Annotated in this window: 17 protein-coding genes; 12 read left to right on the top strand and 5 right to left on the bottom strand. The window is 74.0% G+C overall.

What is annotated here, in order from left to right; translation table 11 throughout:
- Positions 1 to 76 precede the first annotated feature (76 nt).
- Together ACFYYB_RS31010 and ACFYYB_RS31005 are read left to right on the top strand one after the other, a co-directional pair.
- Positions 77 to 838 (top strand): response regulator transcription factor, encoded by a 762-nt coding sequence (locus ACFYYB_RS31010; RefSeq protein WP_389439389.1) that lies wholly within the window; start codon positions 77 to 79, stop codon positions 836 to 838.
- A 12-nt stretch (positions 839 to 850) separates the two neighbouring features.
- The gene (locus tag ACFYYB_RS31005) at positions 851 to 2,269 is read left to right on the top strand and encodes an ATP-binding protein (RefSeq protein WP_389439387.1); all 1,419 of its coding nucleotides are present in this window, start codon (positions 851 to 853) and stop codon (positions 2,267 to 2,269) included.
- A 63-nt stretch (positions 2,270 to 2,332) separates the two neighbouring features.
- Here ACFYYB_RS31005 and ACFYYB_RS31000 read toward each other — a convergent pair whose 3' ends face one another.
- Together ACFYYB_RS31000 and ACFYYB_RS30995 are read right to left on the bottom strand one after the other, a co-directional pair.
- Positions 2,333 to 4,534 (bottom strand): endo-beta-N-acetylglucosaminidase, encoded by a 2,202-nt coding sequence (locus tag ACFYYB_RS31000; protein WP_389439385.1) that lies wholly within the window; start codon positions 4,532 to 4,534, stop codon positions 2,333 to 2,335.
- 31 nt (positions 4,535 to 4,565) lie between these two features.
- Positions 4,566 to 5,900: a glycosyl hydrolase gene (locus ACFYYB_RS30995; protein ID WP_389439383.1), complete on the bottom strand. Its 1,335-nt coding sequence runs from the start codon at positions 5,898 to 5,900 to the stop codon at positions 4,566 to 4,568.
- 248 nt (positions 5,901 to 6,148) lie between these two features.
- Between ACFYYB_RS30995 and ACFYYB_RS30990 the strand changes: the two genes are divergently transcribed.
- The 3 genes from ACFYYB_RS30990 (at position 6,149) to ACFYYB_RS30980 (ending at position 12,604) form a co-directional block, all read left to right on the top strand.
- Complete coding sequence (locus ACFYYB_RS30990) at positions 6,149 to 10,489, top strand: NEW3 domain-containing protein (RefSeq protein ID WP_389439381.1); 4,341 nt, start codon at positions 6,149 to 6,151, stop codon at positions 10,487 to 10,489.
- A gap of 8 nt (positions 10,490 to 10,497) precedes the next feature.
- Positions 10,498 to 11,580, top strand: coding sequence for a LacI family DNA-binding transcriptional regulator (locus tag ACFYYB_RS30985; RefSeq protein ID WP_389439379.1), 1,083 nt, complete (start codon positions 10,498 to 10,500; stop codon positions 11,578 to 11,580).
- A gap of 106 nt (positions 11,581 to 11,686) precedes the next feature.
- On the top strand, positions 11,687 to 12,604 hold the full coding sequence (locus tag ACFYYB_RS30980; RefSeq protein ID WP_389439468.1) for an ROK family protein: 918 nt from the start codon (positions 11,687 to 11,689) through the stop codon (positions 12,602 to 12,604).
- Positions 12,605 to 12,614: 10 nt separating this feature from the next.
- Here ACFYYB_RS30980 and ACFYYB_RS30975 read toward each other — a convergent pair whose 3' ends face one another.
- On the bottom strand, positions 12,615 to 13,610 hold the full coding sequence (locus ACFYYB_RS30975; protein ID WP_389439377.1) for a TAXI family TRAP transporter solute-binding subunit: 996 nt from the start codon (positions 13,608 to 13,610) through the stop codon (positions 12,615 to 12,617).
- Positions 13,611 to 13,731: 121 nt separating this feature from the next.
- On the opposite strand from ACFYYB_RS30975, the gene miaB reads away from it, so the two are divergent.
- Both miaB and ACFYYB_RS30965 read left to right on the top strand, forming a co-directional pair.
- Positions 13,732 to 15,249 carry a tRNA (N6-isopentenyl adenosine(37)-C2)-methylthiotransferase MiaB gene (miaB, locus tag ACFYYB_RS30970; RefSeq protein WP_389439375.1) on the top strand — a complete coding sequence of 506 codons (1,518 nt, stop codon included), beginning with the start codon at positions 13,732 to 13,734 and terminating at the stop codon, positions 15,247 to 15,249.
- Positions 15,250 to 15,376: 127 nt separating this feature from the next.
- Positions 15,377 to 16,084, top strand: a complete 708-nt coding sequence (locus tag ACFYYB_RS30965) for a class III extradiol dioxygenase subunit B-like domain-containing protein (RefSeq protein WP_389439373.1) — start codon at positions 15,377 to 15,379, stop codon at positions 16,082 to 16,084.
- A 100-nt stretch (positions 16,085 to 16,184) separates the two neighbouring features.
- Here ACFYYB_RS30965 and ACFYYB_RS30960 read toward each other — a convergent pair whose 3' ends face one another.
- Complete coding sequence (locus ACFYYB_RS30960) at positions 16,185 to 16,430, bottom strand: antitoxin (RefSeq protein ID WP_266881466.1); 246 nt, start codon at positions 16,428 to 16,430, stop codon at positions 16,185 to 16,187.
- A gap of 22 nt (positions 16,431 to 16,452) precedes the next feature.
- Positions 16,453 to 16,671 (bottom strand): gliding motility protein, encoded by a 219-nt coding sequence (locus ACFYYB_RS30955; RefSeq protein WP_327304211.1) that lies wholly within the window; start codon positions 16,669 to 16,671, stop codon positions 16,453 to 16,455.
- A 174-nt stretch (positions 16,672 to 16,845) separates the two neighbouring features.
- Here ACFYYB_RS30955 and miaA point away from each other — a divergent pair, with 174 nt between their 5' ends.
- From miaA to ACFYYB_RS30930, 5 genes are all read left to right on the top strand, one after another.
- A complete protein-coding gene (gene miaA / locus ACFYYB_RS30950; RefSeq protein WP_389439370.1) occupies positions 16,846 to 17,784 on the top strand; it encodes a tRNA (adenosine(37)-N6)-dimethylallyltransferase MiaA in 939 nt (312 codons plus the stop codon).
- Positions 17,785 to 17,911: 127 nt separating this feature from the next.
- Positions 17,912 to 18,490 carry a hypothetical protein gene (locus ACFYYB_RS30945; protein WP_389439368.1) on the top strand — a complete coding sequence of 193 codons (579 nt, stop codon included), beginning with the start codon at positions 17,912 to 17,914 and terminating at the stop codon, positions 18,488 to 18,490.
- Between the two features lie 46 nt (positions 18,491 to 18,536).
- The gene (dapF, locus tag ACFYYB_RS30940; protein WP_389439366.1) at positions 18,537 to 19,412 is read left to right on the top strand and encodes a diaminopimelate epimerase; all 876 of its coding nucleotides are present in this window, start codon (positions 18,537 to 18,539) and stop codon (positions 19,410 to 19,412) included.
- 140 nt (positions 19,413 to 19,552) lie between these two features.
- Positions 19,553 to 21,643: a RelA/SpoT family protein gene (locus ACFYYB_RS30935; protein ID WP_389439364.1), complete on the top strand. Its 2,091-nt coding sequence runs from the start codon at positions 19,553 to 19,555 to the stop codon at positions 21,641 to 21,643.
- 76 nt (positions 21,644 to 21,719) lie between these two features.
- The gene (locus ACFYYB_RS30930; RefSeq protein WP_389439362.1) at positions 21,720 to 23,168 is read left to right on the top strand and encodes a M1 family metallopeptidase; all 1,449 of its coding nucleotides are present in this window, start codon (positions 21,720 to 21,722) and stop codon (positions 23,166 to 23,168) included.
- The last annotated feature ends 142 nt before the right edge of the window (positions 23,169 to 23,310 follow it).

Raw genomic sequence — 23,310 nt, 5'->3', positions numbered from 1 at the left:
TCGGCGTGGATGCTTGGTGGCCCATGATGTCCGCCATGCGAACGCGAAGAGATCAAGAGATGGAGAGGGGGACGACATGAGACTGCTGCTCGTCGAGGACGACGATCACGTCGCCGCCGCCCTGTCCGCGATCCTCGCCCGGCACGGCTTCAAGGTCACCCATGCCCGCAGCGGCGAGGAGGCCCTGCAGGCCCTGCTGTCGGCGGGCGCCCCGCCGCAGGCCTCCCCGTACGGGGTGATCCTGCTCGACCTCGGCCTGCCCGACCAGGACGGGTACGAGGTGTGCGGCAAGATCCGCAAGCGCACCAGCACGCCCGTCATCATGGTCACCGCGCGGGCCGACGTGCGTTCGCGCATCCACGGACTCAACATGGGCGCCGACGACTACGTCACCAAGCCCTACGACACCGGCGAACTCCTCGCCCGCATCCACGCGGTGGCCCGGCGCACCGGCGCCCCCGATGAGAGCGCGGCCACCGGTACCGCGGGCACGCCCGGCGTGGTCCGGCTCGGGAGCGTCGGCATCGAGCTGTCCACCCGCCGGGTCAGCGTGGACGGCGTCGACGTGGCGCTCACCCGCAAGGAGTTCGACCTGCTGGCCCTGCTCGCGCAGCGCCCCGGCGTGGTCTTCCGCCGCGAGCAGATCATCAGCGAGGTCTGGCGCACCAGTTGGGAAGGCACCGGCCGGACGCTGGAGGTGCACGTGGCCTCGCTGCGGTCCAAGCTGCGCATGCCGGCCCTCATCGAGACCGTCCGCGGTGTCGGCTACCGGCTCGTCGTACCGCCCGCCCCGGCGGCCCCCGCCCCGCCCGCCGCCTCCGCGCCGCCCGCCGTCTAGCGGCCACCCGTCGTGCGCGCCCGTCTGCTCCCGCTGCTCGTCGTCCTGATGGCGGGCGTCCTGCTCGCCCTCGGCTTCCCGCTCGCGGTGGCCCTGGCCGCGGGACAGCAGCAGCGGGTGGTCGTCGACCGGATCGACGACAGCGCCCGTTTCGCCGCGCTCACCCAGTTCGTCATCGACGCCGAGGGCTCGAAGTCCAGCGGTGCCGACGAACGCCTCGAAACCCTCAAGCAGGAACTGGCCCGGTACCAGCAGCTGTACGGGATCCGCGCCGGCATCTTCCGCCGGGACGGCACCGCCATCGCCCGCTCCACCGACGGGTGGAAGCTGCCCGCGGAGTGGGAGGCGGACGACGCCTTCATCCAGGCGCTCGCCGGACGCCGCAGCCACGACCCCGGCCAGGTGTGGCCCTGGCAGACCAACGGCAAGCTCCTCGTCGCCTCCCCGGTCGTCCTCGACGGGGACGTGGTCGCCGTGGTCGCCACCGAGTCGCCCACCGACCAGATGCGCGCCCGGACCCTGCGGGGCTGGCTGCTCATCGCCGCCGGGCTCAGCGCGGCCATGCTCGTGGCCTTCGGCGCGGCCCTGCGGCTGACCAGCTGGGTGCTCAAGCCCGTGCAGACCCTGGACGCCGCCGCCCACGGCATCGCCACCGGGCGGATGAACTCCCGCGTCGCGGCGGGCGGCGGCCCCCCGGAACTCCGGCGCCTGGCCCGCTCGTTCAACGAGATGGCCGACAACGTCGAAGAGGTGCTGGAACAGCAGCGCGCCTTCGTCGCCGACGCCTCCCACCAGCTGCGCAACCCGCTCGCCGCGCTGCTCCTGCGGATCGAGCTGCTCGCCCTCGAACTGCCCGAGGGCAACGAGGAGATCGCTTCGGTGCGGACCGAGGGCAAGCGCCTGACCCAGGTCCTGGACGACCTGCTCGACCTGGCCCTGGCCGAGCACGCCGCCGCCGAGATCAGCCTGATAGACATCGCGGGGCTGGCCGCGGAGCGGGTGACCGCCTGGCGTCCGTTCGCCGAGGAGAAGGGCGTGCGGCTCACCGGGACGGGGCGGAGCGCCGCCACCGGCTGGGCCGACCCGATCGCGCTCTCCAGCGCCCTCGACGCCGTCATCGACAACGCCCTCAAGTTCACTCCCGCGGGTGAGGACGTCGAGGTGGCGCTCTCCGTGGAGGGCGACCGGGTGCTGATCGTGGTCGCCGACCGGGGCCCCGGGCTCACCGAGGAGGAGCTGCTGCGGATCGGGGACCGGTTCTGGCGCAGCGGACGCCACCAGAACATCAAGGGCTCCGGGCTCGGCCTCTCCATCTCCCGCATCCTGCTCGCGGCGGGCGGCGGGTCCCTCTCCTACGAGAAGAACCCGCCGCACGGGCTGCGCGTGACGCTGGCCGTCCCGCGCACCGATCCCGCCGCCCTGCCCTATTGACCCGCCGGGCCCGATTGAACCGCCGGGCCCGATTGAACCCCTAGGGCCGAGCGAACCGCAGGGTCACCGGCTCGAACGGACCGAGCCGTACGCCGCCGGCGCGGGGGCTTCGGTCCAGGTGAGAGTGGTGCGGGCGGGGGCGGAGACGGCGTACAGCTCATCCACGGCCCGGATCTCGAAGACGGCCGCCTTCTCCCGGCCGGCGCGTTCGACGGACGGGAGGAAGAGGGCGGTTCCGCAGGTGCCGCCGAGGAAGCGGCGGGCGCCGTCCGGCAGGACGCGGGACACCTCGTAATGGCGGACGGGCCCGGCGGAACGCTGCCAGGCCAGTCGGACGGCGGCCTTGCCGGACCGCTGGGCCGAGGCGGACACGGCCGGGGTGCCCGGAGTCGCCGGGCGGGGCCGCGCGGCGGCTTCGCGTACCGTCACCGCGCCGAGCCGCCAGCGCACCGGCTCCTTCCCGCGTCGGGTGATCCGTACGGCCAGGGCGTGGGCGGTGGTGCCCGCCAGCTCCGACAGCCGGACCCTCGTCGTGCGCCAGCCCTGCCCGGTCCCGAGGGTCTCCGCCGTCAGCCAGGTGTACGGGACCTCCTGCCCCGGGCCGGACGGCTCGCGGGTGGCCACGCCGAGCTCGACGGTCACCGGGCCCCGCTCGGTGCGGTGGACCAGCTCGGCGAAGCAGGAGCCGGTCAGCGGCAGCCGGGTGGCGTGCAGTCCCACGGTCGCCGGGGCGGTGAGCTCACCGGTGACGAGGAGGCTGGAGCCGCCGCGCCAGGCCCCGGCGAAGTCGAGGGTGACCTCGGGGCGGGTTCCGGTGGTGTGCACGGCCCAGCGGCGGCCCGGGAGCCGGTCCTGGAGGCCGAGGTGGTTCCAGCCGGTGTCGGAGACGGGCCGTCCGTCCTCGTACCAGCGTTCCCCGTGCCCGGTGTTGAAGGAGCAGGCGAAGGGCAGCGCGGTGACGGTGGACCGGTCGGCGACGACGGTGGCGGGGGCGCGCCAGGCGTCCGTGGGGGAGGGGTGGGCCGGGTCGAGGGACTCGCCCGTCCAGAACCGGTCGTCGGCGCGGTGGAAGGCGCCGGGGGAGCGGTCGGTGAGATGGTTGCGGGTCCACTCCGGCCGGTAGAAGCCGTAGGAGACGATGTGGTCGCCCCCGCGCGGGACGATCGCGTCCCAGTTCACCTTCGAGTTCCATCCGTTGGACTCCATGTCCACGGCCGCCCACAGTTCGTGGCGGCTGCGGCCGAGCCGGTCGGCGAGGTCGCCGGAGGCGGCGAGCTTCGCCGGGGTCCAGCGGAAGTCCACGAACATGGTGTCCGAGACCTTGCCGCGGCGGTCCTCGTAGAACTCCTGGTTGAGCTCGTTCAGCGCGCCCTGCCAGCCGACCCCGCCGGTGGAGTTCATCGCGTCGTACCAGGTGATGCTCAGGCCGTGCGGTTCGCCGGCGGCGCGCAGGGCCCGCAGGAACCGCTGCGTCCGGCCCGCGAGTTCGCTGTCGCCGCCCGCGGTCTCGGCGTTCACGAACCAGCCGTCGAACCCGTACGCCCGCGCCACCTCCACCAGTTTCTCGGCGACGGGGAACCGGCCGAGGGAGTCCTGGCGGACCAGGTCGCGGGTCCACCGGAGGTCGCCGCCGTAGGCGACCGGCGGCAGGAACACGTTGCCCATCACCCGGACGCCGTTGCGGTGCGCGGCGTCGGTGACGGGCGCGTTCGGGGCGAGCACGATGCCCTCGCCGGAGGAGCCGCCCCAGAAGACCAGCTCGTCGATGTACGCCCAGTGGGTGAGGGCGTAGTAGTCGGCGGTCGGGGCCCCCTGCGCCGGGTTGCCGGCCGTGTTCCCGAAGGAGACGAGCGAGGCGATACGGGCCTGGCCGGCGCGGGCCGTGGTGTTCGGCGGCACCGGGGTGAAGCGGGGCGCCAGCGGCACGGTCGCGGTGTTGTGGGCCAGATCGGGGTCGGACTCGGGGGTCCACCGCAGCAGGGAACGCCAGGTGATCCCGGGACCCGGGGTGCCCGCCGGGAGCGAGTCCGGGAACCAGTACGAGGCGTACGGGGCGAGGTCCGCGGGCGGTCCGGCCGGTGTGAGGGCGGCCGGGGCGGCCACCGCGGGAGCGGCCACCGCGGAGGCGGCCGTCCCGCAGAGCAGGCCGGCCGCGCCCGCGCCCGCCCCCGCTCCGGCGAGCAGCATCCCGCGCCGGGTCGGGAGCGGGGTGCCGGGGCGGCGGCGGGCGGTTCGAGGATCGACGCCGTTGTCGGTCTCGGACATGAGGGATCTCCTCCGTAGGGGCCGGGGCCGGTCAGGCCCGGGCGGTGACGTCGGACACGTGCAGTACCTCGGTGATGCTGCGGGCGGCCAGGTGCTCCGCGTCCCCGGCGAGCTCGGCCAGGACCACCGCCGGCCGGACCCCCTGGGCGGTGAGCTCCGCCCAGGCCTCGAAGAACGCCCCGCCGGGGGCGCACACCGAGCGGTTCGGCGCGGACTCGGCGCCGCCGACGTCCACGGCGAGCGCGGCCCCGCGCACGGCCGGGCGGTGCTCGCGGCCCCGCCACTCCCCGGTGATCCGGGCGATGACCTCGCCGGCGGGCTTGGTCCGGCGGTCGTTGGTGAGCAGCCCGAGCCCGTACTCCAGCTCGGGGAAGTCCGCGAGCTCGCGCGACACGTCGTGCGAGCACCACCAGGTCACGCCCCACAGGCCGGGGCAGTCCAGGGCGTTCGCCACGGTCGCCTCGGTGAAGGAGGCGGCGTGCTCGGGCTGGATCAGCGGCGCGGGCGCGCCCACTTCCTGGAGCCAGACCGGGCGCAGGGGATCGCGGGCCCAGGCCTTGGACAGCTCGATCAGGTACGCGGCGTGGTGCTCGGTCGCCGTCCCGGTCCGGCCGTGGCGCTGCGCGGTGCCGTTGAACACCCACGAGTGCACGGCCGTCGCGGCGCCCAGCCGGGCCGCCTGGGCCACGGTGAAGGGATGGCCGTCCTGGTACCAGGCGGCGTCGTACTCGGCGTGCAGGTGCATGCGGCCCGGCGCGCCCTCCTCGCAGGCGGTGAGCATCCGCTCCAGCCAGCGCCCGGCCTGCTCCTGGGTGATCCGGTCGGGGGACGGGTGCGGATCGTCGGAGAACTGGTTGATCTCGTTGCCGACCGTCATGCCCAGGAAGTTCGGCCGGTCCGCGAGGGCGGCGGCCAGCGTGCGCAGGTACTCCTCCTGCCCGGCGACGACCTGCGGATCGCTGAAGATGTTGCGCCGGTGCCAGGTGCCGGTCCACGCGGGCAGGAAGTCGAAGCTCGACAGGTGCCCCTGGAGCCCGTCCACGTTGACGTCGAGGCCGCGTTCGGCGGCCGCGTCGGCGAGCGCGACGAGCTGTTCGACGGCGCGCGGGCGGATCAGCGTCCGGTTCGGCTGGAACACCGGCCACAGTGGGAAGACCCGTACGTGGTCCAGGCCGAGGCCGGCGATCGAGTCGAGGTCGGCCCTGACCTCGTCGAGGTCGAAGTCGAGCCAGTGGTGGAACCAGCCGCGCGTCGGCGTGTAGTTGGCGCCGAAACGCAAGGGCCGGACGGGTGCGGAGGCTGGAGCCGCGGCGGGTGCGGAGCCGGGAGCGGGGGCGGGTGCGGAGGCGGCGTTGCCGTCGTGCATGAAGGGTCCTGGAGTTCAGGGGGAATTCGCCGGATGCCCACAACCTGCCGCCTGCGCGGGGGATAAGTCAACAGCGGCCTTATCTCCGAACGTCCCGACGTGGCGGGATGAAAGTCCTGACCTCGGGGACACTGGTACTTATGCGCTTCAGCCCAGTTGACAGGCGGATTTCAGCCGCTTGAAACTGGGCGGACTAATGCGGTTTAGTTCTTGTTGAGCGGTGTTGTCACCCAAGGAAGTGTGCGGAAATGGACAGTGGAATTACCGTCACGTCGGTCACCACGCCGGCCCTCTTCACGGGCGCGCCGGAAACCCCCTCGCAGGTCGTCCGGGTCCGCATCCGCAGGACGCGCCCGGCCGGCCCGCTGCACGTGGCGGTGCACGGCGACGGCATCACCACCCCGTACCCCCGCGTCGTGCGGGCCGACACCGCCGAGGCCTACGCCGGCACCGATGCCCGCGCGGATCCGGCCGGGCCGGGGGCCGCGGCTGTGGAGTCCACCGTCGAGGTCGCCGTCCGCACCCCGGGCGCCGCCCCCGGAACCGTCCTGCCCGCCACCGTCCGCGTCACCACCCCCGACGGCCGGCCGCTCGCCGAACTGCCCTTCGGCCTGGTCGTCGCCGAGCCCGGCTGGACCGTACGGCTGGTCCCGCACTTCCACTACGACCCCATGTGGTGGAACACCCAGGCCGCCTACACCGCCCTGTGGGACGCCCCGCTGAAACCCGGCGAGGCCGAGCGCGGCTGGGAGTACACCGGCGTCCCGGCCTTCACCCTGATCCCGCTCCACCTCCAGCAGGCGCGCGAGGACCCGGCGTACCGCTTCGTGCTCTCCGAGGTCGACTACCTCAAGCCCTACTGGGACACCCACCCCGCCGAACGCGCCGAGCTGCGCGCGCTGATCGCCGAAGGCCGCGTGGAGATCGTCGGCGGCACCTACAACGAGCCCTCCACCAACCTCACCTCCGCCGAGACCACCATCCGCTCCGCCGTCCACGGCCTGGCCCTGCACCGCGGCACCCTCGGCGCCGACCCGCGCACCGCCTGGCAGCTCGACGTCTTCGGCCACGACCCCTCCTTCCCCGCCCTGATGGCCGGCGTGGGACTGGACTCCGCCGTCCTCGCCCGCGGCCCCCACCACCAGTGGGGCCCGATGATGGACACCTGGGGCGACGAGCTGCGCGCACCCGCCGCCATGCAGCTGCCCGCCGAGTACGAGTGGATCGCCCCCGGCGACAGCGGCGGGCAGGGCCTGCTCCTGCACTACCTGCCCGCGCACTACTCCGCCGGCTGGTTCTCCCACCAGGCACCGGACGCGGAGGCCGCCGCCGAACAACTGCTGGACCTGTACGAGCTGCTGCGCACCGCCGCCGCGACGAAGAACGTCCTGATCCCGATGGGCACCGACTTCTCCTGGCCGCACCGCTGGGGCCTGGACGTGCAGCACGCCTGGAACCGCCGCTACTGCTGGCCCCGCATGGAACACACCGGCCCGCGCGCCCACTTCGACGCCGTCCGCGCCGAACTCGCGGCGCGCGGCGAGCAGCCGCTCCCGGTCACCCGGGAGATGGGCCCGGTCTACACCGGCAAGGACGTCACCTACGGCGATGTGAAACAGGCGCACCGGGCCGCCGAAAACCTCCTCGAACAGGCCGAGACCTTCGCCGCGCTCGCCTGCGCCGAAGGCCTGACCGCCTACCCCGGGCAGACCCTGGCCAAGGCCTGGCGCCACCTGCTGCACGCCGCCCACCACGACGCCGTCACCGGCACCTTCTCCGACCAGGTGTACCTCGACCTGCTCCCCACCTGGCGCGAGGCCCGCGAACTGGCCGACGGCGTACGGGAGGAGGCGCTCGCCGCACTCACCGCCGAGGCCGACACCCGCGGCCCCGGTCCGCTCGCGGTCACCGTGCACAACCCGGTCTCGTGGACCCGTACCGACCTGGTCCGCACCCGCGTCGAGCCGGCGGCGCTCGGCCTCGCCGACGACCGCGCCGACCTGATCAGCGTCCTGGACGAGGCGGGCCGCGCGGCGCCCGTGCACGTCGAAGGAGTGGCCGACGGAACCGCCGAGCTGATCTTCCTCGCCGCGGACGTGCCCTCGCTCGGGCACCGCACCTGGTGGCTCGCGGCGTCGGAGCTGCCGCTCTCGGGCGGCTGGGAGCCGGCGCCCGGGCACACCGTGGAGAACGAGTTCCTGCGCGCCGAAGCCGACCCCGCGCGCGGCGGCGGCCTCGCCCGGCTGCTGGACCGGCGCACCGGGCAGGAGATCCTCACCCCCGGCGAGGTGGACGAGCTCGTCGTGCAGGAGGAGTACGACAAGCACCCCTACTTCGAGGAGGGCCCCTGGCACCTGCTGCCCAAGGGGCCGGGCACCGGTTCGGGCGCCGGGCCCGCCGAGTCCTGCCGGGCGGAGCGCGGGCCGCTCGGTTCGCGCATCGTGGCCACCGGGAGCACCGGGCCCGTCCGCTGGACCCGGACCACCACCCTGTGGGACGGCCTGGACCGGGCGGAACTCACCACGACGGTGCACGCGTTCGAAGGCTCCGACCAACTGCTGCGGCTGCGGATCCCGGCCGACGTGCCCGGGGCACTGCCCGTCGCCGAGACGGCCGCCGCCGCGGTGGGGCGCGGGTTCGCCTTCCCCGAGGCGGACACCGGAGCCGACCACACCCGGGCGCCCTGGACCCTGGACAGCCCCTGCCTGAACTGGTTCGCGCTCTCGGCGCCGATGACCGGGCCGGGAGGCCGGGCCCTGGGCGCGGCGGAGATCGTCCTTCCGGACGCGTTCACCCCGCCCGGACTCCGGGAGCTGGTCACCGCCCTCGGGCGGTACGGGGTCACCGCGACCCCGACCCGGGCGGCCGGGCCGCGCTGGGGCGACCTGGCGGCGGACAGCAGCCTGCCCGACTTCCGCATCGCGCTCGGCGGCCCCGCGGAGAACCCCTTCACGGCGGCCCTGCTGGAATCGGCCGGTCCCGTCCACGAGAAGGCCCTGCGAGAAGCCCTACGGGAACACGGGCAGGTCTGGATCGCGGCCCGAGCGGGGCTCCGCTCGCTCTGGAGCCCCGGCTGCGATCTGACGGGCCCGCGGGACCTGCCGGTCCTGGTCCACGCCGGGCCCCCGGAGCAACTCGCCCGGGCCGTCGCCGCGTCGGGCCGGATCGACGCCACGACTCCGGCGGGCTACGCCATGGGAGCGGGCGCGCAGGAGGAGGCGTATGCGCACGAGACGGCGGACCCGCACGAGACGGCGGACCCGCACGGGACGGCCGACCCGCACGGGGAGGCGTACGCGGACCGCACGGTCGGGATCCTGGTGCGCGGCACGCCCAGCTTCGCCGTCGACACCGCCGGGCGGCTGCACAGCACCCTGATGCGGTCCTGCACCGGCCGCCCGAGCGGGGAGTGGATGGACCCGCCGCGCCGCACCGCCCCCGACGGCAGCTCCTTCCAACTCCAGCACTGGACCCACGTCTTCGAGCACGCGCTGGTCGCGGGCTCCGGGGACTGGCGGGCGGTGGACCTCGCACGCCGCGGACGGGAGTTCAACAAGCCGCTCACCGCGGTCACGGCCGCCCCGGCCGAGGGGCCCCGGCCACCCGCGCGCTCGCTGCTCGGTGTGGAGCCGGCCGACCGGGTGCTGATCGAGACGGTCAAGCGGGCCGAGGGCTCCGGCGACCGCGCCGACCTCGCCGTCCGGCTGCGCGAAACGCACGGCCGCCCGGTGATGGCGGACACCCTGTGGCCGACGGATCCGGCCGCCGAGGCCGATCTGCTGGACCGCCCCACCGGGTTCTTCGAGGGGCAGGTCCAGGGCGCCGCGACGACCACGCTCCTGCTGCTCACGGAATCCGGCATGCCGCTGCGCGAAGCGGAACGGGAGGCGCACCAGCCGGTGTTCAGCCGGTACTGGCTGCACAACACCGGGACGGCCCCGCTCGGCGACGCCCCGTACACGGTGACGTGCGAGGGCGTTCCCGCCGGAGCCACGGTCACCCTCGCCGCCCACGGCCGGGCGGACGGCGGTCCCGTCGGGCTGGAGGTCCGGGCCCCGGAGGGCTGGACCACCTCCTGGACCCGGCGGCGGGCCGAGCTCCCGGCCGGCGGTCACCTCTCCTTCCCGCTCGCCGTGGAGCCCGCCGCCGGAGCGCGGCCCGGCGAACACCTGGTCCGGATCCTCGCCACCACCCCGGGGGGCACCTTCGAGGACGTGCTCACCGTCACCGTGCCCGGCGGCCCGGCCGCGTCGCCGGCCGGGCTGTGGGTGGCCGCGCCGGACCCCGTCGACACGGTCACCGTCGCCCCCGGCGGGCGGGGCCTCGTACGGGCGCGGATCGGCTCCACGGGCATCCGCAGCGCCCTGACGGGGCAGGCGTACGCCGTCTCCCCGTTCGGCACCTGGGAGCTGACGGCCCCAGCCGTGCTGCCCGTGGAGGTTCCGGCGGACGGCGAGACGCAAGTCCTCTTCGAGCTGCGGCCGCCGCTCACCACCCCCGCCGGGGAGTACTGGATCGTGGTCAAGGCGGTCTGCCAGGGCAGGATCGCGTACGGTCCGGCCATTGCCGTCCACGTCAGCGAGGGATGAGACAGGCCATGGCCCGCAGACCCACCATCAAGGACATCGCCCGCCAAGCCGGGGTGTCCGAGAGCGCCGTCTCCTTCGCGCTCAACAACCGGCCCGGGGTCTCCCAGGACACCCGCGCCCGCGTCCGGCGGGTGGCCGAGGAACTCGGCTGGCAGCCCAACAGCGCCGCGCGCGCCCTCTCCGGGGAACACTCCGGCGCCGTCGGCCTGGTCCTCGCCCGGCCCGCGCACACCCTCGGCGTGGAGTCCTTCTTCCTCCAGCTGGTCTCCGGCATCCAGGAGGTGCTGGCCGCCGGCCGGATCGCGCTGCTCTTCCAGGTGGTCGAGGACCTCGACGCGGAATGCGCCGTCTACCGCCGCTGGTGGGCCGAGCGGCGCGTCGACGGGGTCGTCGTCGTGGACCCGAGGACCGACGACCCGCGCCCCGCCCTGCTCGAACAGCTCGCGCTGCCGGCCGTCACGGTGGGGGAGGCGGGACCGGCCTCGGCCGTCCCCGACCCCGCCGGCCTCGACTCGGCTGCCCCCGCCGCCCCCGTCGCCCTGTCCGCCGTCCGGGCCGACGACGCCGGTGCCATGGCACAGGTGCTCGACCACCTCTACGGGCTCGGCCACCGCCGGATCGCGCACGTCGCGGGAATGCCGGGACTCGCCCACACCGACCGCCGGATGGTCTCGCTGCGCGCGGAGGCCCGGCGCCTGGGCCTCGGACCCGGTCAGGTGCGCTCGGTCACCACCGACTACTCCGACGCCGAGGGGGCGGAGGCCACCCGGCGGATCCTCGCCGAGCCGGAGCCGCCGACCGCGATCGTCTACGACAACGACGTGATGGCGGTGGCCGGCGTGGCCGTCGCCTCCGAGCTGGGCATCCCGGTCCCGGGCGGGCTCTCCGTCGTCGCCTGGGACGACTCGGCGCTCTGCCGGGTCACCCGCCCCCGGCTCACCGCCCTGGTCCGCGACACCGCCGGCTTCGGCCGGCTCGCCGCCGAGGAGCTCCTCGCCCTCCTCGCGGGGGGCCCGCCGAGGTCCCGCGAGAGCGAGCTGCCCAGGCTGGAGCCCCGCGAGAGTACGGCGCCGCCGCCGGCCGCATACTGAAACCGACCCCTTCCTGGAGAGCGCCATCGTGACCACTCCCACCCCCACCTCCGCATTCCCCGCCCCGCGCGCCGGTGCGCCGGCCGACTCCGGGCCGACGGTCGCGATCGACATCGGCGGTACGAAGATCGCCGGAGCACTGGTGGACTCCGACGGCTCGATGACGGCCACCACCCGCCGGCCCACCCCGCGCGACGCCGACGGGGACACCGTGTTCGCCGCCGTCGCGGAGGTCCTCGCGGAGCTCGCGAAGTCCCCGCTGTGGTCCTCGGCCGTCCGGTGCGGGATCGGCAGCGCGGGCCCGGTGGACACCGCGCTCGGTACGGTCAGCCCGGTCAACATCGGCGCCTGGCGCGGCTTCCCCGTCCAGGCCCGGGTGGAGGCCGAGCTCGCGCGGCACGGGGCCGGGATCCCGACGGTGCTGGCCGGCGACGGGGTGGCGATGACCGCCGCCGAGCACTGGCTGGGCGCCGCCCGCGGGCACGCCAACGCGCTCTGCATGGTGGTCTCCACCGGGGTCGGCGGCGGACTCGTCCTGAACAACCAGCTCCACACCGGCCCCACCGGGAACGCGGGTCACATCGGCCACATCAGCGTCGCCTTCGACGGCGAGCCCTGCGCCTGCGGCGGCCGCGGCTGCGTGGAGTCCCTCGCCTCCGGCACCGCCATCGCGGCGTGGGCCCTGGCCCAGGGATGGGTCCCGGCCGGGGACGCCACCGCGGCCGGGGTGGCCGCCGCCGCTGCCGCGGGCGATCCCGTCGCCCTCGCCGCCTTCGACCGCGCGGGCCGGGCACTGGCCGCCGCCATCGCGGCCACCGCCACCCTCGTCGAGACCGACATCGCCGTCATCGGAGGCGGCGTCGCCGCCTGCGGGGACACCCTCTTCGGGCCGGTCCGCGCGCACCTGGCCTCGTACGCGACCCTGTCCTTCGTCAAGGACCTCCAGGTCGTCCCGGCGACGCTGGGCACCCACGCGGGCCTGATCGGGGCCGCCGCCGCGGCGGCGATGCTGCTGCGGCAGTGAGCGGCGGGTCTCAGGGCTTGACGGAGCGGTAGTAGCGGGCCGCGCCCTCGTGCAGTTGCAGGGGATCCGTGTAGATCGCCGTCCGCAGGTCCACGAGCTGGGCCGCGTGCACCTGCTTGCCGATGGGGTCGCGGCTGTCGATCACCGTGCGCGTGAACTGTTCCGTCAGCTCGGCGCCCGCGTCGTCCCGCGTCACCAGCAGGTTCGGCACCGCGACGGTGGACACCGCCGCGTTGCTGCGGATGTGGTCGTAGGCGTCCTGCGGCATCACCGCCGCCCGGTAGTACCGCGCCGGGCTGCCGCTGGCCTGGAGCGCCTCCACCAGGTCGCCGAGCTGCACGAGCCGGATCTCGAACCGCTCCGAGAGCTCCCGCACGGCGGTGGTGGGCAGCCCGCCCGACCAGAAGAACGCGTCGATCCGGCCGGCCTCCAGCTCCGCCGGCACGGTGTCGATGCCGATGGCCACCGGGGTGACGTCGCGGGCGGGGTCCAGGCCCGCGGCCCTGAACATCCGCTCGGAGATCAGCCGCACGCCCGAGCCCTCCTGGCCGACGGCGACCCGCTTGCCCCGCAGGTCCCGGGTGGACTGGACGGGCGAGCCGGCGGGGACCACGAGCTGGACGTAGTCGTCGTAGAGGCGGGCCAGCCCGCGCAGCCGGTCCGCTCCGGGCTTCCGGTCGACCTGGTACTTGGCCACCGCGTCGGCCGTCGCCACGGTGAAGTCGGCCTCGCCCGCGGCCACCCGCTGCAGGTTCTGCTGCGAACCCTCGCTCGTGTTCAGCCGGACCCGGACCCCGGGCACGTCCTCGGCGAGCGCCTTCTCCAGCAGCAGGCCGTAGCGGTGGTAGACCCCCTGCTGGACGCCGGTGCTGAAGGTGATCTCACCCGTGAGCTCCGGCCGGCCGAAGGGCCGCAGCCACCAGACGAGGGCACAGAGCACCGCCAGGACGGCCACCAGGGCCCGCAGGGCACGGCGCCTGCTGATCCGGGGCGGTACGAGAGGCATGGCCGCGATCCTGCCACCGACCCGCCGTCCTGTCACGGCCCGCCCGCCCCGCCGGGCCTCCCCGGCCCGCTCCGGCCCACGCCCGGCCCGGGCCGCCACGCCCGACCCGTACCCTTGCTGGGTGAGTACCGAGAGCGGCGAGGCGACTGTTGTGAAAACGTACGAGGTCCGGACGTACGGCTGTCAGATGAACGTGCACGACTCCGAGCGGCTGTCCGGCCTGCTGGAGGACGCCGGGTACGTCCGCGCGCCCCAGGGCTCCGACGGTGACGCCGACGTCGTCGTGTTCAACACCTGCGCGGTCCGCGAGAACGCCGACAACAAGCTCTACGGCAACCTCGGCCGGCTCGCGCCGATGAAGACCAAGCGCCCCGGCATGCAGATCGCCGTCGGCGGCTGCCTCGCGCAGAAGGACCGCGACACGATCGTGGACCGCGCCCCCTGGGTCGACGTGGTCTTCGGCACGCACAACATCGGCAAGCTGCCCGTCCTCCTGGAGCGCGCGCGCATCCAGGAAGAGGCGCAGATCGAGATCGCCGAATCGCTGGAGGCCTTCCCCTCCACGCTTCCGACCCGGCGCGAGTCCGCGTACGCCGCCTGGGTCTCGATCTCCGTCGGCTGCAACAACACCTGCACCTTCTGCATCGTCCCGGCGCTGCGCGGCAAGGAGGAGGACCGCCGGCCCGGCGACATCCTCGCCGAGGTCGAGGCACTGGTCGCCGAGGGCGTCTCCGAGATCACCCTGCTCGGCCAGAACGTCAACGCCTACGGCTCCGACCTGGGCGACCGCGAGGCCTTCTCCAAGCTGCTGCGCGCCTGCGGGGCCATCGAGGGCCTGGAGCGGGTCCGCTTCACCTCCCCGCACCCGCGCGACTTCACCGACGACGTGATCGCGGCCATGGCCGAGACCCCCAACGTCATGCCGCAGCTGCACATGCCGATGCAGTCGGGATCGGACACGATCCTGCGCGCCATGCGCCGCTCGTACCGCCAGGACCGCTTCCTCGGCATCATCGAGAAGGTCCGCGCCTCCATCCCGCACGCGGCGATCTCCACCGACATCATCGTGGGCTTCCCCGGTGAGACGGAGGAGGACTTCCAGCAGACCATGCACGCGGTCCGCGAGGCGCGCTTCGCGAACGCCTTCACCTTCCAGTACTCCAAGCGCCCCGGGACCCCGGCCGCCGACATGGAGGGGCAGATCCCCAAGGAGGTCGTCCAGGAGCGGTACATGCGCCTGGTCGCCCTCCAGGAGGAGATCTCCTGGGACGAGAACAAGAAGCAGGTCGGCCGGACCCTGGAGGTCATGGTCGCGGAGGGCGAGGGCCGCAAGGACGGCGCCACCCATCGGCTGTCCGGGCGGGCCCCCGACAACCGCCTGGTCCACTTCACGAAGCCCGAGGACGAGGTCCGCCCGGGCGACGTGGTGACCGTCGAGATCACCTACGCGGCCCCCCACCACCTCCTCGCGGAGGGCCCGACGGGTGCGGTACGCCGTACCCGCGCGGGCGACGCGTGGGAGAAGCGCAACGCGGCTCCGGCGCAGCCGAAGGGCGTCCTCCTGGGCATCCCGACCCTGGGCGTCCCGGCCCCCCTCCCGGCCACGACCTCGGGCTGCGCCAGCCCCACGCCTTCTTAGGGCGTCGCTCGCGCGGTGCGGCCCCTTGGCGGCCTTACCGGCTCCGCCCCGCTGCGCAGGACCCCGACCGGCCACCGCCGGACGGAGTCCGGCGCGTAAGGAAGCACGGGCGGCTACGCTGCGGATCATGCTCGTAGCCGCCGCCGTCTGCCCCGCCCCGCCGATGCTCCTGCCGGAGCTCGCCACGGGCGCCGCCGCCGAACTCGCCGACGCCCGGACCGCCTGTTCCGACGCGCTGTCCGTGCTCGCCGCCTCCCGGCCCGATCTGCTCGTCGTGGTCGGAGCCTGCGATCCCGACCATCACGGCGCCTACCCCCAGGGTGCCCGCGGCACCTTCCGGGGGTTCGGGGTCGCGGCCGACGTACGGCTGGGCGAGGGCGAGGAGGGGCCGCGGCTGCTGCCCACCCCGCTCGCCGTGGGCGCCTGGCTGCTCGGCCGGGCGGGCTGGGGCGCCGCGCCCCTGGAGGGGTTCGGGGTCGCCGGGCCGCTGGACACCGAGCGGTGCCTGGAGGCCGGCCGGGAGCTCGCCGTACGCGAGGACCGGGTCGCCCTGCTCGTCATGGGCGACGGCAGTGCGCGGCGCACCCTCAAGGCCCCCGGCTACCTCGACGAACGGGCCGCCGGCTTCGACGCCGAGGCCGCCCGCGCGCTCGGCGCCGCCGACCTGCCCGCCCTCGCCGCCCTCGACGCGGGACTCGCCGCCGAGCTGCAGGTCGCCGGCCGGGCCCCCTGGCAGGTCCTCGCGGGCGCCGCCGAGGGAGCCGGACTCGAAGGACGGCTGCTGTACGAGGACGCCCCGTACGGGGTCGGGTACTTCGTCGCCGCCTGGTCGTAGGCCGTAGCGGCGGCTGCATGGAACGGAGAAGGGGCCCGGCACCACGTGGTGCCGGGCCCCTTCCGTCGTACCGGGGAGTCCGGAGGATTCCGGGACCGCGTCAGGAAGCGGCCGGCGGCGTCGGCCCGCCGGGAGCGTCCTTGTGCGCGATCTTGCCCAGGGCGTCCTTCGCCTTGTCCGCGCCGCTAGAGATCTGGCCGCTGTACTTGCCCTTGGTCTTGGAGTCGACGGCCTTGGCCACCTTCTCCAGATTCTGGGTGATCTTGCCCTCGTGCTGTGCAGCGAGGTCGCCGACCTTGTCCTTGGCGGGCGCGAGCTTGGCCTTCAGATTGTCCAGCAGGCCCATGGGTCACCTTCCAATAGCGAGGCTACGTACGGGCACCCTCTGCGGCCTCGCTGTCCGCGCTGACCTCCGCCGTCTGCTGCTTCGGGATCTCGACGGCCTCGGCCGCCGCGCTCTCCTCCGCCACAGCCTGCTCGGTCCCGGCCTCGTCGGCCGTCGCGGACTCCGCCGTCAGATCCGCGGAAACGGCCTCTTCGGTCGTCGCCGGGGTCTTGCGGCCGAGAAGCCGGTCCAAAATGCCCATGTCTACTCCTATAACGTTACTCGTGTGAGTGAAGTTCCGCCGTGGACGGGCCGCCGCACGGCAGGCGTACGCCCGGCCGGAACCCCGTCAGGGCAACGACCCCGCTCAGGTCCCGTCACGTAGCTCGATCGGGTACATGGCGATGCCTTGACGGAGGGCTGCGAGACTGGTGCGGTGAGGAAAGCAGCCCCCGCCCCGCGGGTCATCGCCGTCGTAGGACCCACCGCGGCCGGAAAGTCCGATCTGGGCGTAGCCCTGGCCCGTCATTTCGACGGCGAAGTCGTCAACGCCGACTCGATGCAGCTGTACCGGGGGATGGACATCGGTACCGCCAAACTGACGACCGAGGAGCGCGGCGGGGTCCCCCACCACCTCCTCGACATCTGGGACGTCACCGAGACGGCGAGCGTCGCCGAGTACCAGCGGCTCGCCCGCGCCGAGATCGACAAGCTGCTCGCCCAGGGCCGTACGCCGGTCCTCGTCGGCGGGTCCGGCCTCTACGTGCGCGGCGCGCTCGACGCCATGGAGTTCCCCGGCACCGACCCCGAGGTCCGGGCCCGGCTGGAGGCCGAGGTCACCCTGCGCGGCCCCGGCGCCCTGCACGCCCGCCTCGCCGCCGCCGACCCGGCCGCCGCGCAGGCCATCCTGCCCAGCAACGGCCGCCGCATCGTGCGCGCGCTGGAGGTCATCGAGATCACCGGGCGGCCGTTCACCGCCAACCTGCCCGGCCACGAGTCCGTCTATGACACGGTCCAGATCGGCGTGGACGTGGCCCGGCCCGAGCTCGACGAGCGGATCGCGCTGCGCGTGGACCGGATGTGGGAGGACGGGCTGGTGGACGAGGTCCGCACGCTGGAGGCCGCGGGCCTGCGGGGCGGAATCACCGCCTCCAGGGCGCTCGGCTACCAGCAGGTGCTGACCGCCCTCGCGGGGGACTGCACGGAGGAGGAGGCGCGCGCCGAAACGGTGCGCGCCACCAAGCGGTTCGCCCGCCGACAGGACTCGTGGTTCCGCCGCGACCCGCGGGTGCACTGGCTCAGCGGGGCCGCCGAGGACCGGGGAGAACTGGCCGGACTCGCGCAGTCGTTGGTCGAACGAGCGGTCACAGCCTGATCACGTGATGGCATCGGGACGCCCCGCACGCCCGTCCGGGGCCTGACGGCGTGCCATCATCAAACTTCCGCCGGTGCCGTCACCGGCGGTGTACGGCAGCGTACGAAGTCCAACGTGGGGAGGGCGCGTGGCGATGGAGGCCGGCCCTCGTGACACCGGTCGGGACGACACCCGGCCGGAAGCGGACCCGACGCTACACAGCGCCCTCGCCGATGGCGACGGCCCGCTCGGTGGAACGCCGGTGGACGCGGACGCCCTCGCCCTGCCCGCCGACGCCGACGGTCTCGGACTGCCCGCCGATCCCGCGCGGCTGACCCCCGACGGTCCGGACGCGCCCGACTCCGCCGAGGCGGAGGCCGCCGCAGCCCCCGCCTTCGAGGTGGAACTGCGCCCGCAGCGCAGGCTCAGGCTCTGGCAGATCGCCCCCATCGTCATGCTGGCCGCGGCCGGCTCCCTGATGTTCGCCTTCCCGCTCGCCTTCGAGTTCGGCGACGGCGGAGCGGTCGTCGCGATGCTCGGATTCCTCATCAGCTGCTGCGCCGGCGGCTGGGGCCTGATGGCCGCGCGCCGCGTGGGCTACGCCCTGCCGGGGCTCCCGGCCCGCGGCTCGGGGCAGCGCCCCGACTGGCGCCTCGCCCTGCTGTACGCGCTGGTCGCGCTGGGTGTGGTGGCGCTCGCGGTGTACCGGGTGGCCCGGCTCCGCTAGCGGGGCGGCCCGGCCGTACGGTGCGCGGCCTCGGTACGATGGGCGGGTGACGCAGACCAGCCTTTCCTTCCTCAAGGGCCACGGCACCGAGAACGACTTCGTGATCGTCCCGGACCCGGACAACGCCATCGAGCTGTCGGCCTCCGCCGTGGCGCGGCTGTGCGACCGGCGCGCCGGGATCGGCGCGGACGGCGTGCTGCACGTCGTGCGCTCCGCCGCGCACCCCGAGGCCGCGCACCTGGCCGGCGAGGCCGAGTGGTTCATGGACTACCGCAACAGCGACGGCTCCATCGCCGAGATGTGCGGCAACGGCGTCCGCGTCTTCGCCCGCTACCTCCAGCACGCCGGACACGTGGAGCCGGGCGACCTGGCCGTCGCCACGCGCGGCGGGGTCAAGCGGGTGCACCTCGACAAGACCGGCGACGTGACCGTCTCCATGGGCCGGGCCGAGCTGCCCGAGGGCGAGGTCACCGTCTCCGTCGGCGAGCGCTCCTGGCCCGCGCGCAACGTCAACATGGGGAACCCGCACGCGGTGGCCTTCGTTGACAGCCTGGACGACGCCGGGAAGCTGCTGGACCCGCCCCCGTACAGCCCGGCGTCCGCCTACCCGACGGGTGTCAACGTCGAGTTCGTCGTCGACCGCGGCCCCCGGCACGTCGCCATGCGCGTCCACGAGCGCGGCTCCGGCGAGACCCGCTCCTGCGGCACCGGCGCCTGCGCGGTCGCCGTGGCGGCCATCCGCCGCGACGGCGTCGACCCGGCCGTCACCGGCGCGCCGGCCACGTACACCGTCGATCTGCCCGGCGGCACGCTGGTCATCACCGAGCACCCCGACGGGCGGATCGAGATGACCGGACCCGCCGTGATCGTGGCCGAGGGCGAGTTCGATCCCGCCTGGCTCACCGAAACGGCTTTCGCCTGAAGCTTCCCTCTAATGGGTGATCCGTTTCACGCTGAGCGAGAGGTGGACTGCGCCACGTGGTGGGGTCGGTAGCATCAGGCACCGGCCCTGAGGGCTCACCCCATGCCCACCACCGCCGGTCGATGCCGTCGGAGGTGCCCATGAGTGCAGAGGCCACGAACCCCGAAGCACGTCCCGAAGCGCTGCCTGAACTTCGCAGACGTGGCAGGACCAGGCTTGACCTGCGACGACTCGGACGGGCCGCGCTGCTCGGACCCACGCCCCGGGACCGGCTGCCGGACGCCATCGGCCATGTCGCCGAAGCGCACCGCGCCCATCACCCCGACGCGGACCTGTCGCTCCTGCGCCGCGCGTACCTGCTCGCCGAGACCTCGCACCGCGGCCAGATGCGCAAGAGCGGTGAGCCGTACATCACACATCCGCTCGCCGTCACGCTCATCCTGGCCGAACTGGGCGCCGAAACCACGACCCTGACGGCCTCGCTCCTCCACGACACCGTGGAGGACACCGACGTGACCCTCGATCAGGTCCGCGAGGAGTTCGGCGACGAGGTCTGCTTCATCGTCGACGGCGTCACCAAGGTCGAGAAGATCGACTACGGCGCGGCCGCCGAGCCCGAGACCTTCCGCAAGATGCTCGTCGCCACCGGCAACGACGTCCGCGTGATGTCCATCAAGCTCGCCGACCGGCTGCACAACATGCGCACCCTCGGGGTGATGCGGCCGGAGAAACAGGCCCGCATCGCGAAGGTCACCCGCGACGTCCTCATCCCGCTCGCCGAACGGCTCGGCGTGCAGGCCCTGAAGACCGAGCTGGAGGACCTCGTCTTCGCGATCCTGCACCCCGAGGAGTACGAGCACACCCGCGCGCTCATCGCGGCCCACGCGGGCGAGCGCGACCCGCTGCCCGCCATCGCCGACTCGGTACGGGCCGTCCTGCGCGACGCCGGCATCGCGGCCGAGGTCGTGGTGCGGCCCCGGCACTTCGTCTCCGTGCACCGGATCTCCCTCAAGCGCGGGGAGCTGCGCGGCTCCGACTTCGGCCGGCTGCTGGTCCTCGTGGGGGAGAACGCGGACTGCTATGCCGTGCTGGGGGAGCTGCACACCTGCTTCACCCCGGTCATCTCCGAGTTCAAGGACTTCATCGCCTCCCCGAAGTTCAACCTCTACCAGTCCCTGCACACCGCCTTCGCCACGCCCGAGGGGTACGTCGCCGAGGTCATCGTCCGGACCCGGCAGATGCACCGGGTCGCGGAGGCGGGCGTGGTGGCGCTGGGCAATCCGTACACCTCCCCGCCGTCGGCGGAGCCGATCGCGGCGTCCGACTGCGACGAGGAGCGGGTGGACCCGACCCGGCCCGGCTGGCTCTCGCGGCTGCTCGACTGGCAGCAGTCGGCGCCCGACCCCGACACCTTCTGGGACGTCCTGCGCTCGGAGCTGGCCCAGGACCGCGAGATCACCGTGTTCCGGGCCGACGGGGGCACGCTGGGCCTGCCGGCCGGTGCCAGCTGTATCGACGCCGCCTACGCGCAGTACGGCGAGGCGGCCCACGGCTGTATCGGCGCCCGGGTCAACGGGCGCCTCACCTCCCTGTCCTCCCGGCTCTCGGACGGGGACACCGTCCAGCTCCTGCTCTCGCACGACGCCTCCTCGGGACCCACCGCCGACTGGCTGGACCACGCCAGGACCCCGGCCGCCCGGATCGCCGTCAGCAGCTGGCTGGAGGCCCACCCCGACGGGGCCCGGCCCGCCGACGCGGCCCCCAGGGCACCGCTCTCGGTGATCGGCCTGCGCAGTGGCGGGGGCAACGCCGTCGCCGACCTGCCGGACGCCACCGTGCGGCTCGCGGGGTGCTGCACCCCGGTGCCGCCCGACGCCGTCGAGGGGTTCGTCATCCGCGGCGGGGTCGTCACCGTGCACCGGGTCCACTGCGCGAGCGTGGCCCAGATGCGGGCGGTGGGTCGCACCCCCGTCGCCGTGCACTGGCGGGCGACCGCGGACTGCCGGGTCACCCTGCTCGCCGAATCGTTCGGCCGCCCACACCTGCTGGCCGATCTGACCGAGGCCATCGCCCGCGAGGGGGTCGAGGTGGTGTCCGCGACCGTGGAGCCGCCCGTCGAACAGCGGGTGCGGCACAGCTACACCCTGCAGCTGCCCGACGCGACGGGCCTCCCGGCGCTGATGCGGGCCATGCGGGACGTGCCGGGGGTCTACGACGTCAGCCGGGCGTAACCGGTCCGACCCCTTTCGGGTGGAGCCGTCGCGCGCCGTTCGCGGGCGCGTGGCGGGCGCTGATAAGCGGTGGGGGATGCAGCTCACCTCCCCGCGCCTGCGCGCCGCCCTGCTGGCCGCGGCCTCCCTCACCCTCGTCGCCGCCGTCGTGCCCCCGCCCAAGGCGCTCGGCATCGGCGACGTGCTGTTCCCCGAGCTCGGGAACCCCGGCTACGACGTGCTCTCGTACGACCTGTCCTTCGCCTACAAGAACAACAGCAGCCCCCTCGACGCGGTCACCGTCATCGACGCGCGCAGCCTCACCCGGCTGGAGACCGTCAACCTCGACTTCACCCACGGGAAGGTGGCCTCGGCCGAGGTCAACGGGGAACCCGCCGCCTTCGCGAGCGTGGGCGAGGACCTCGTCCTGACCCCCGCCCGGCCGGTGGAACCGGACCTGCCCCTCCACATCACGATCCGGCACACCAGCGACCCGCGCGGCCGCGGCGACGGCGGCTGGGTGGTCACCGATGACGGGCTGGCCATGGCGAACCAGGCCGACGCCGCCCACCGGGTCTTCCCGTGCAACGACCACCCCGCCGACAAGGCGTACTTCACCTTCCGGGTGAGCGCGCCAGCCGGGACGACGGCCGTGGCCAACGGGGTGCCGGGCGCGCTCCCGGCCCACCGGGCGGGCGCCGCGACCACGTGGACGTACCGGACCCTGCACCCGATGGCCACCGAGCTGGCCCAGGTCTCGATCGGCGACTCGGCCGTGATCCACCGCACCGGGCCGCACGGACTGCCGCTGCGCGACGTGGTCCCGGCGGCGGACCGGGAACGGCTGGAGCCGTGGCTGAAGAAGACCGCCGGGCACATCGAGTGGATGGAGGCCCGGGTCGGCCGCTACCCCTTCGAGAACTACGGGGTGCTGATCGCGAAGGCCCGTACCGGCTTCGAGCTGGAGACGCAGACCCTGTCCCTGTTCGAGAGCGCGCTGTTCGCGGGCGGGGGCGGCTACCCCGAGTGGTACGTCGAGTCCGTGATGGTCCACGAGCTGGCCCACCAGTGGTTCGGTGACAGCGTGAGCCCGCGCACCTGGTCCGACCTGTGGCTCAACGAGGGCCACGCCACCTGGTACGAGGCCCTGTACGCGGACGGCCTCGGCAAGTACTCCCTGGAGCGGCGGATGCGCGAGGCGTACCAGCGCTCCGACCAGTGGCGGGCGGCCGGCGGCCCCCCGGCCGCGCCCAAGCCGGCCGCCCCGGGCGAGAAGATCGGGCTGTTCCGGCCGGCGGTCTACGACGGCGCCGCGCTGATCCTGTACGCGCTGCGGCAGGAGATCGGGGTCAAGGCCTTCGACCGGGTGGAGCGGCGCTGGGTGGGGGAGCACCGGGACGCGATCGCGGGTACGGAGGACTTCGTACGGCTGGCCTCGCAGGAGGCGGGCCGGGACCTGGGCGCGTTCCTGGAGCCGTGGCTGTACGGGAAGAAGACCCCCGCCATGCCGGGGCACCCGGAGTGGAGCGCCCCGAAAAGCGTGTGACGTCCGCGGAACGGGCATGCCACCATCGACGGGGCCGCCGCGCTGGGCACCACCCGGGGAATCTCCGCAGTCCGGGGGAATCCCAGGGGAGTGTCACACGTTGGACGTGACAGTGTTATGTCACGCGCGGGAGTAGCTTTGG

Origin of the sequence: Streptomyces sp. NPDC002886, from assembly GCF_042888445.1 — a bacterium.
Lineage (GTDB): Bacteria > Actinomycetota > Actinomycetes > Streptomycetales > Streptomycetaceae > Streptomyces.
This window is presented reverse-complemented; position numbering and strand designations above follow the sequence as displayed.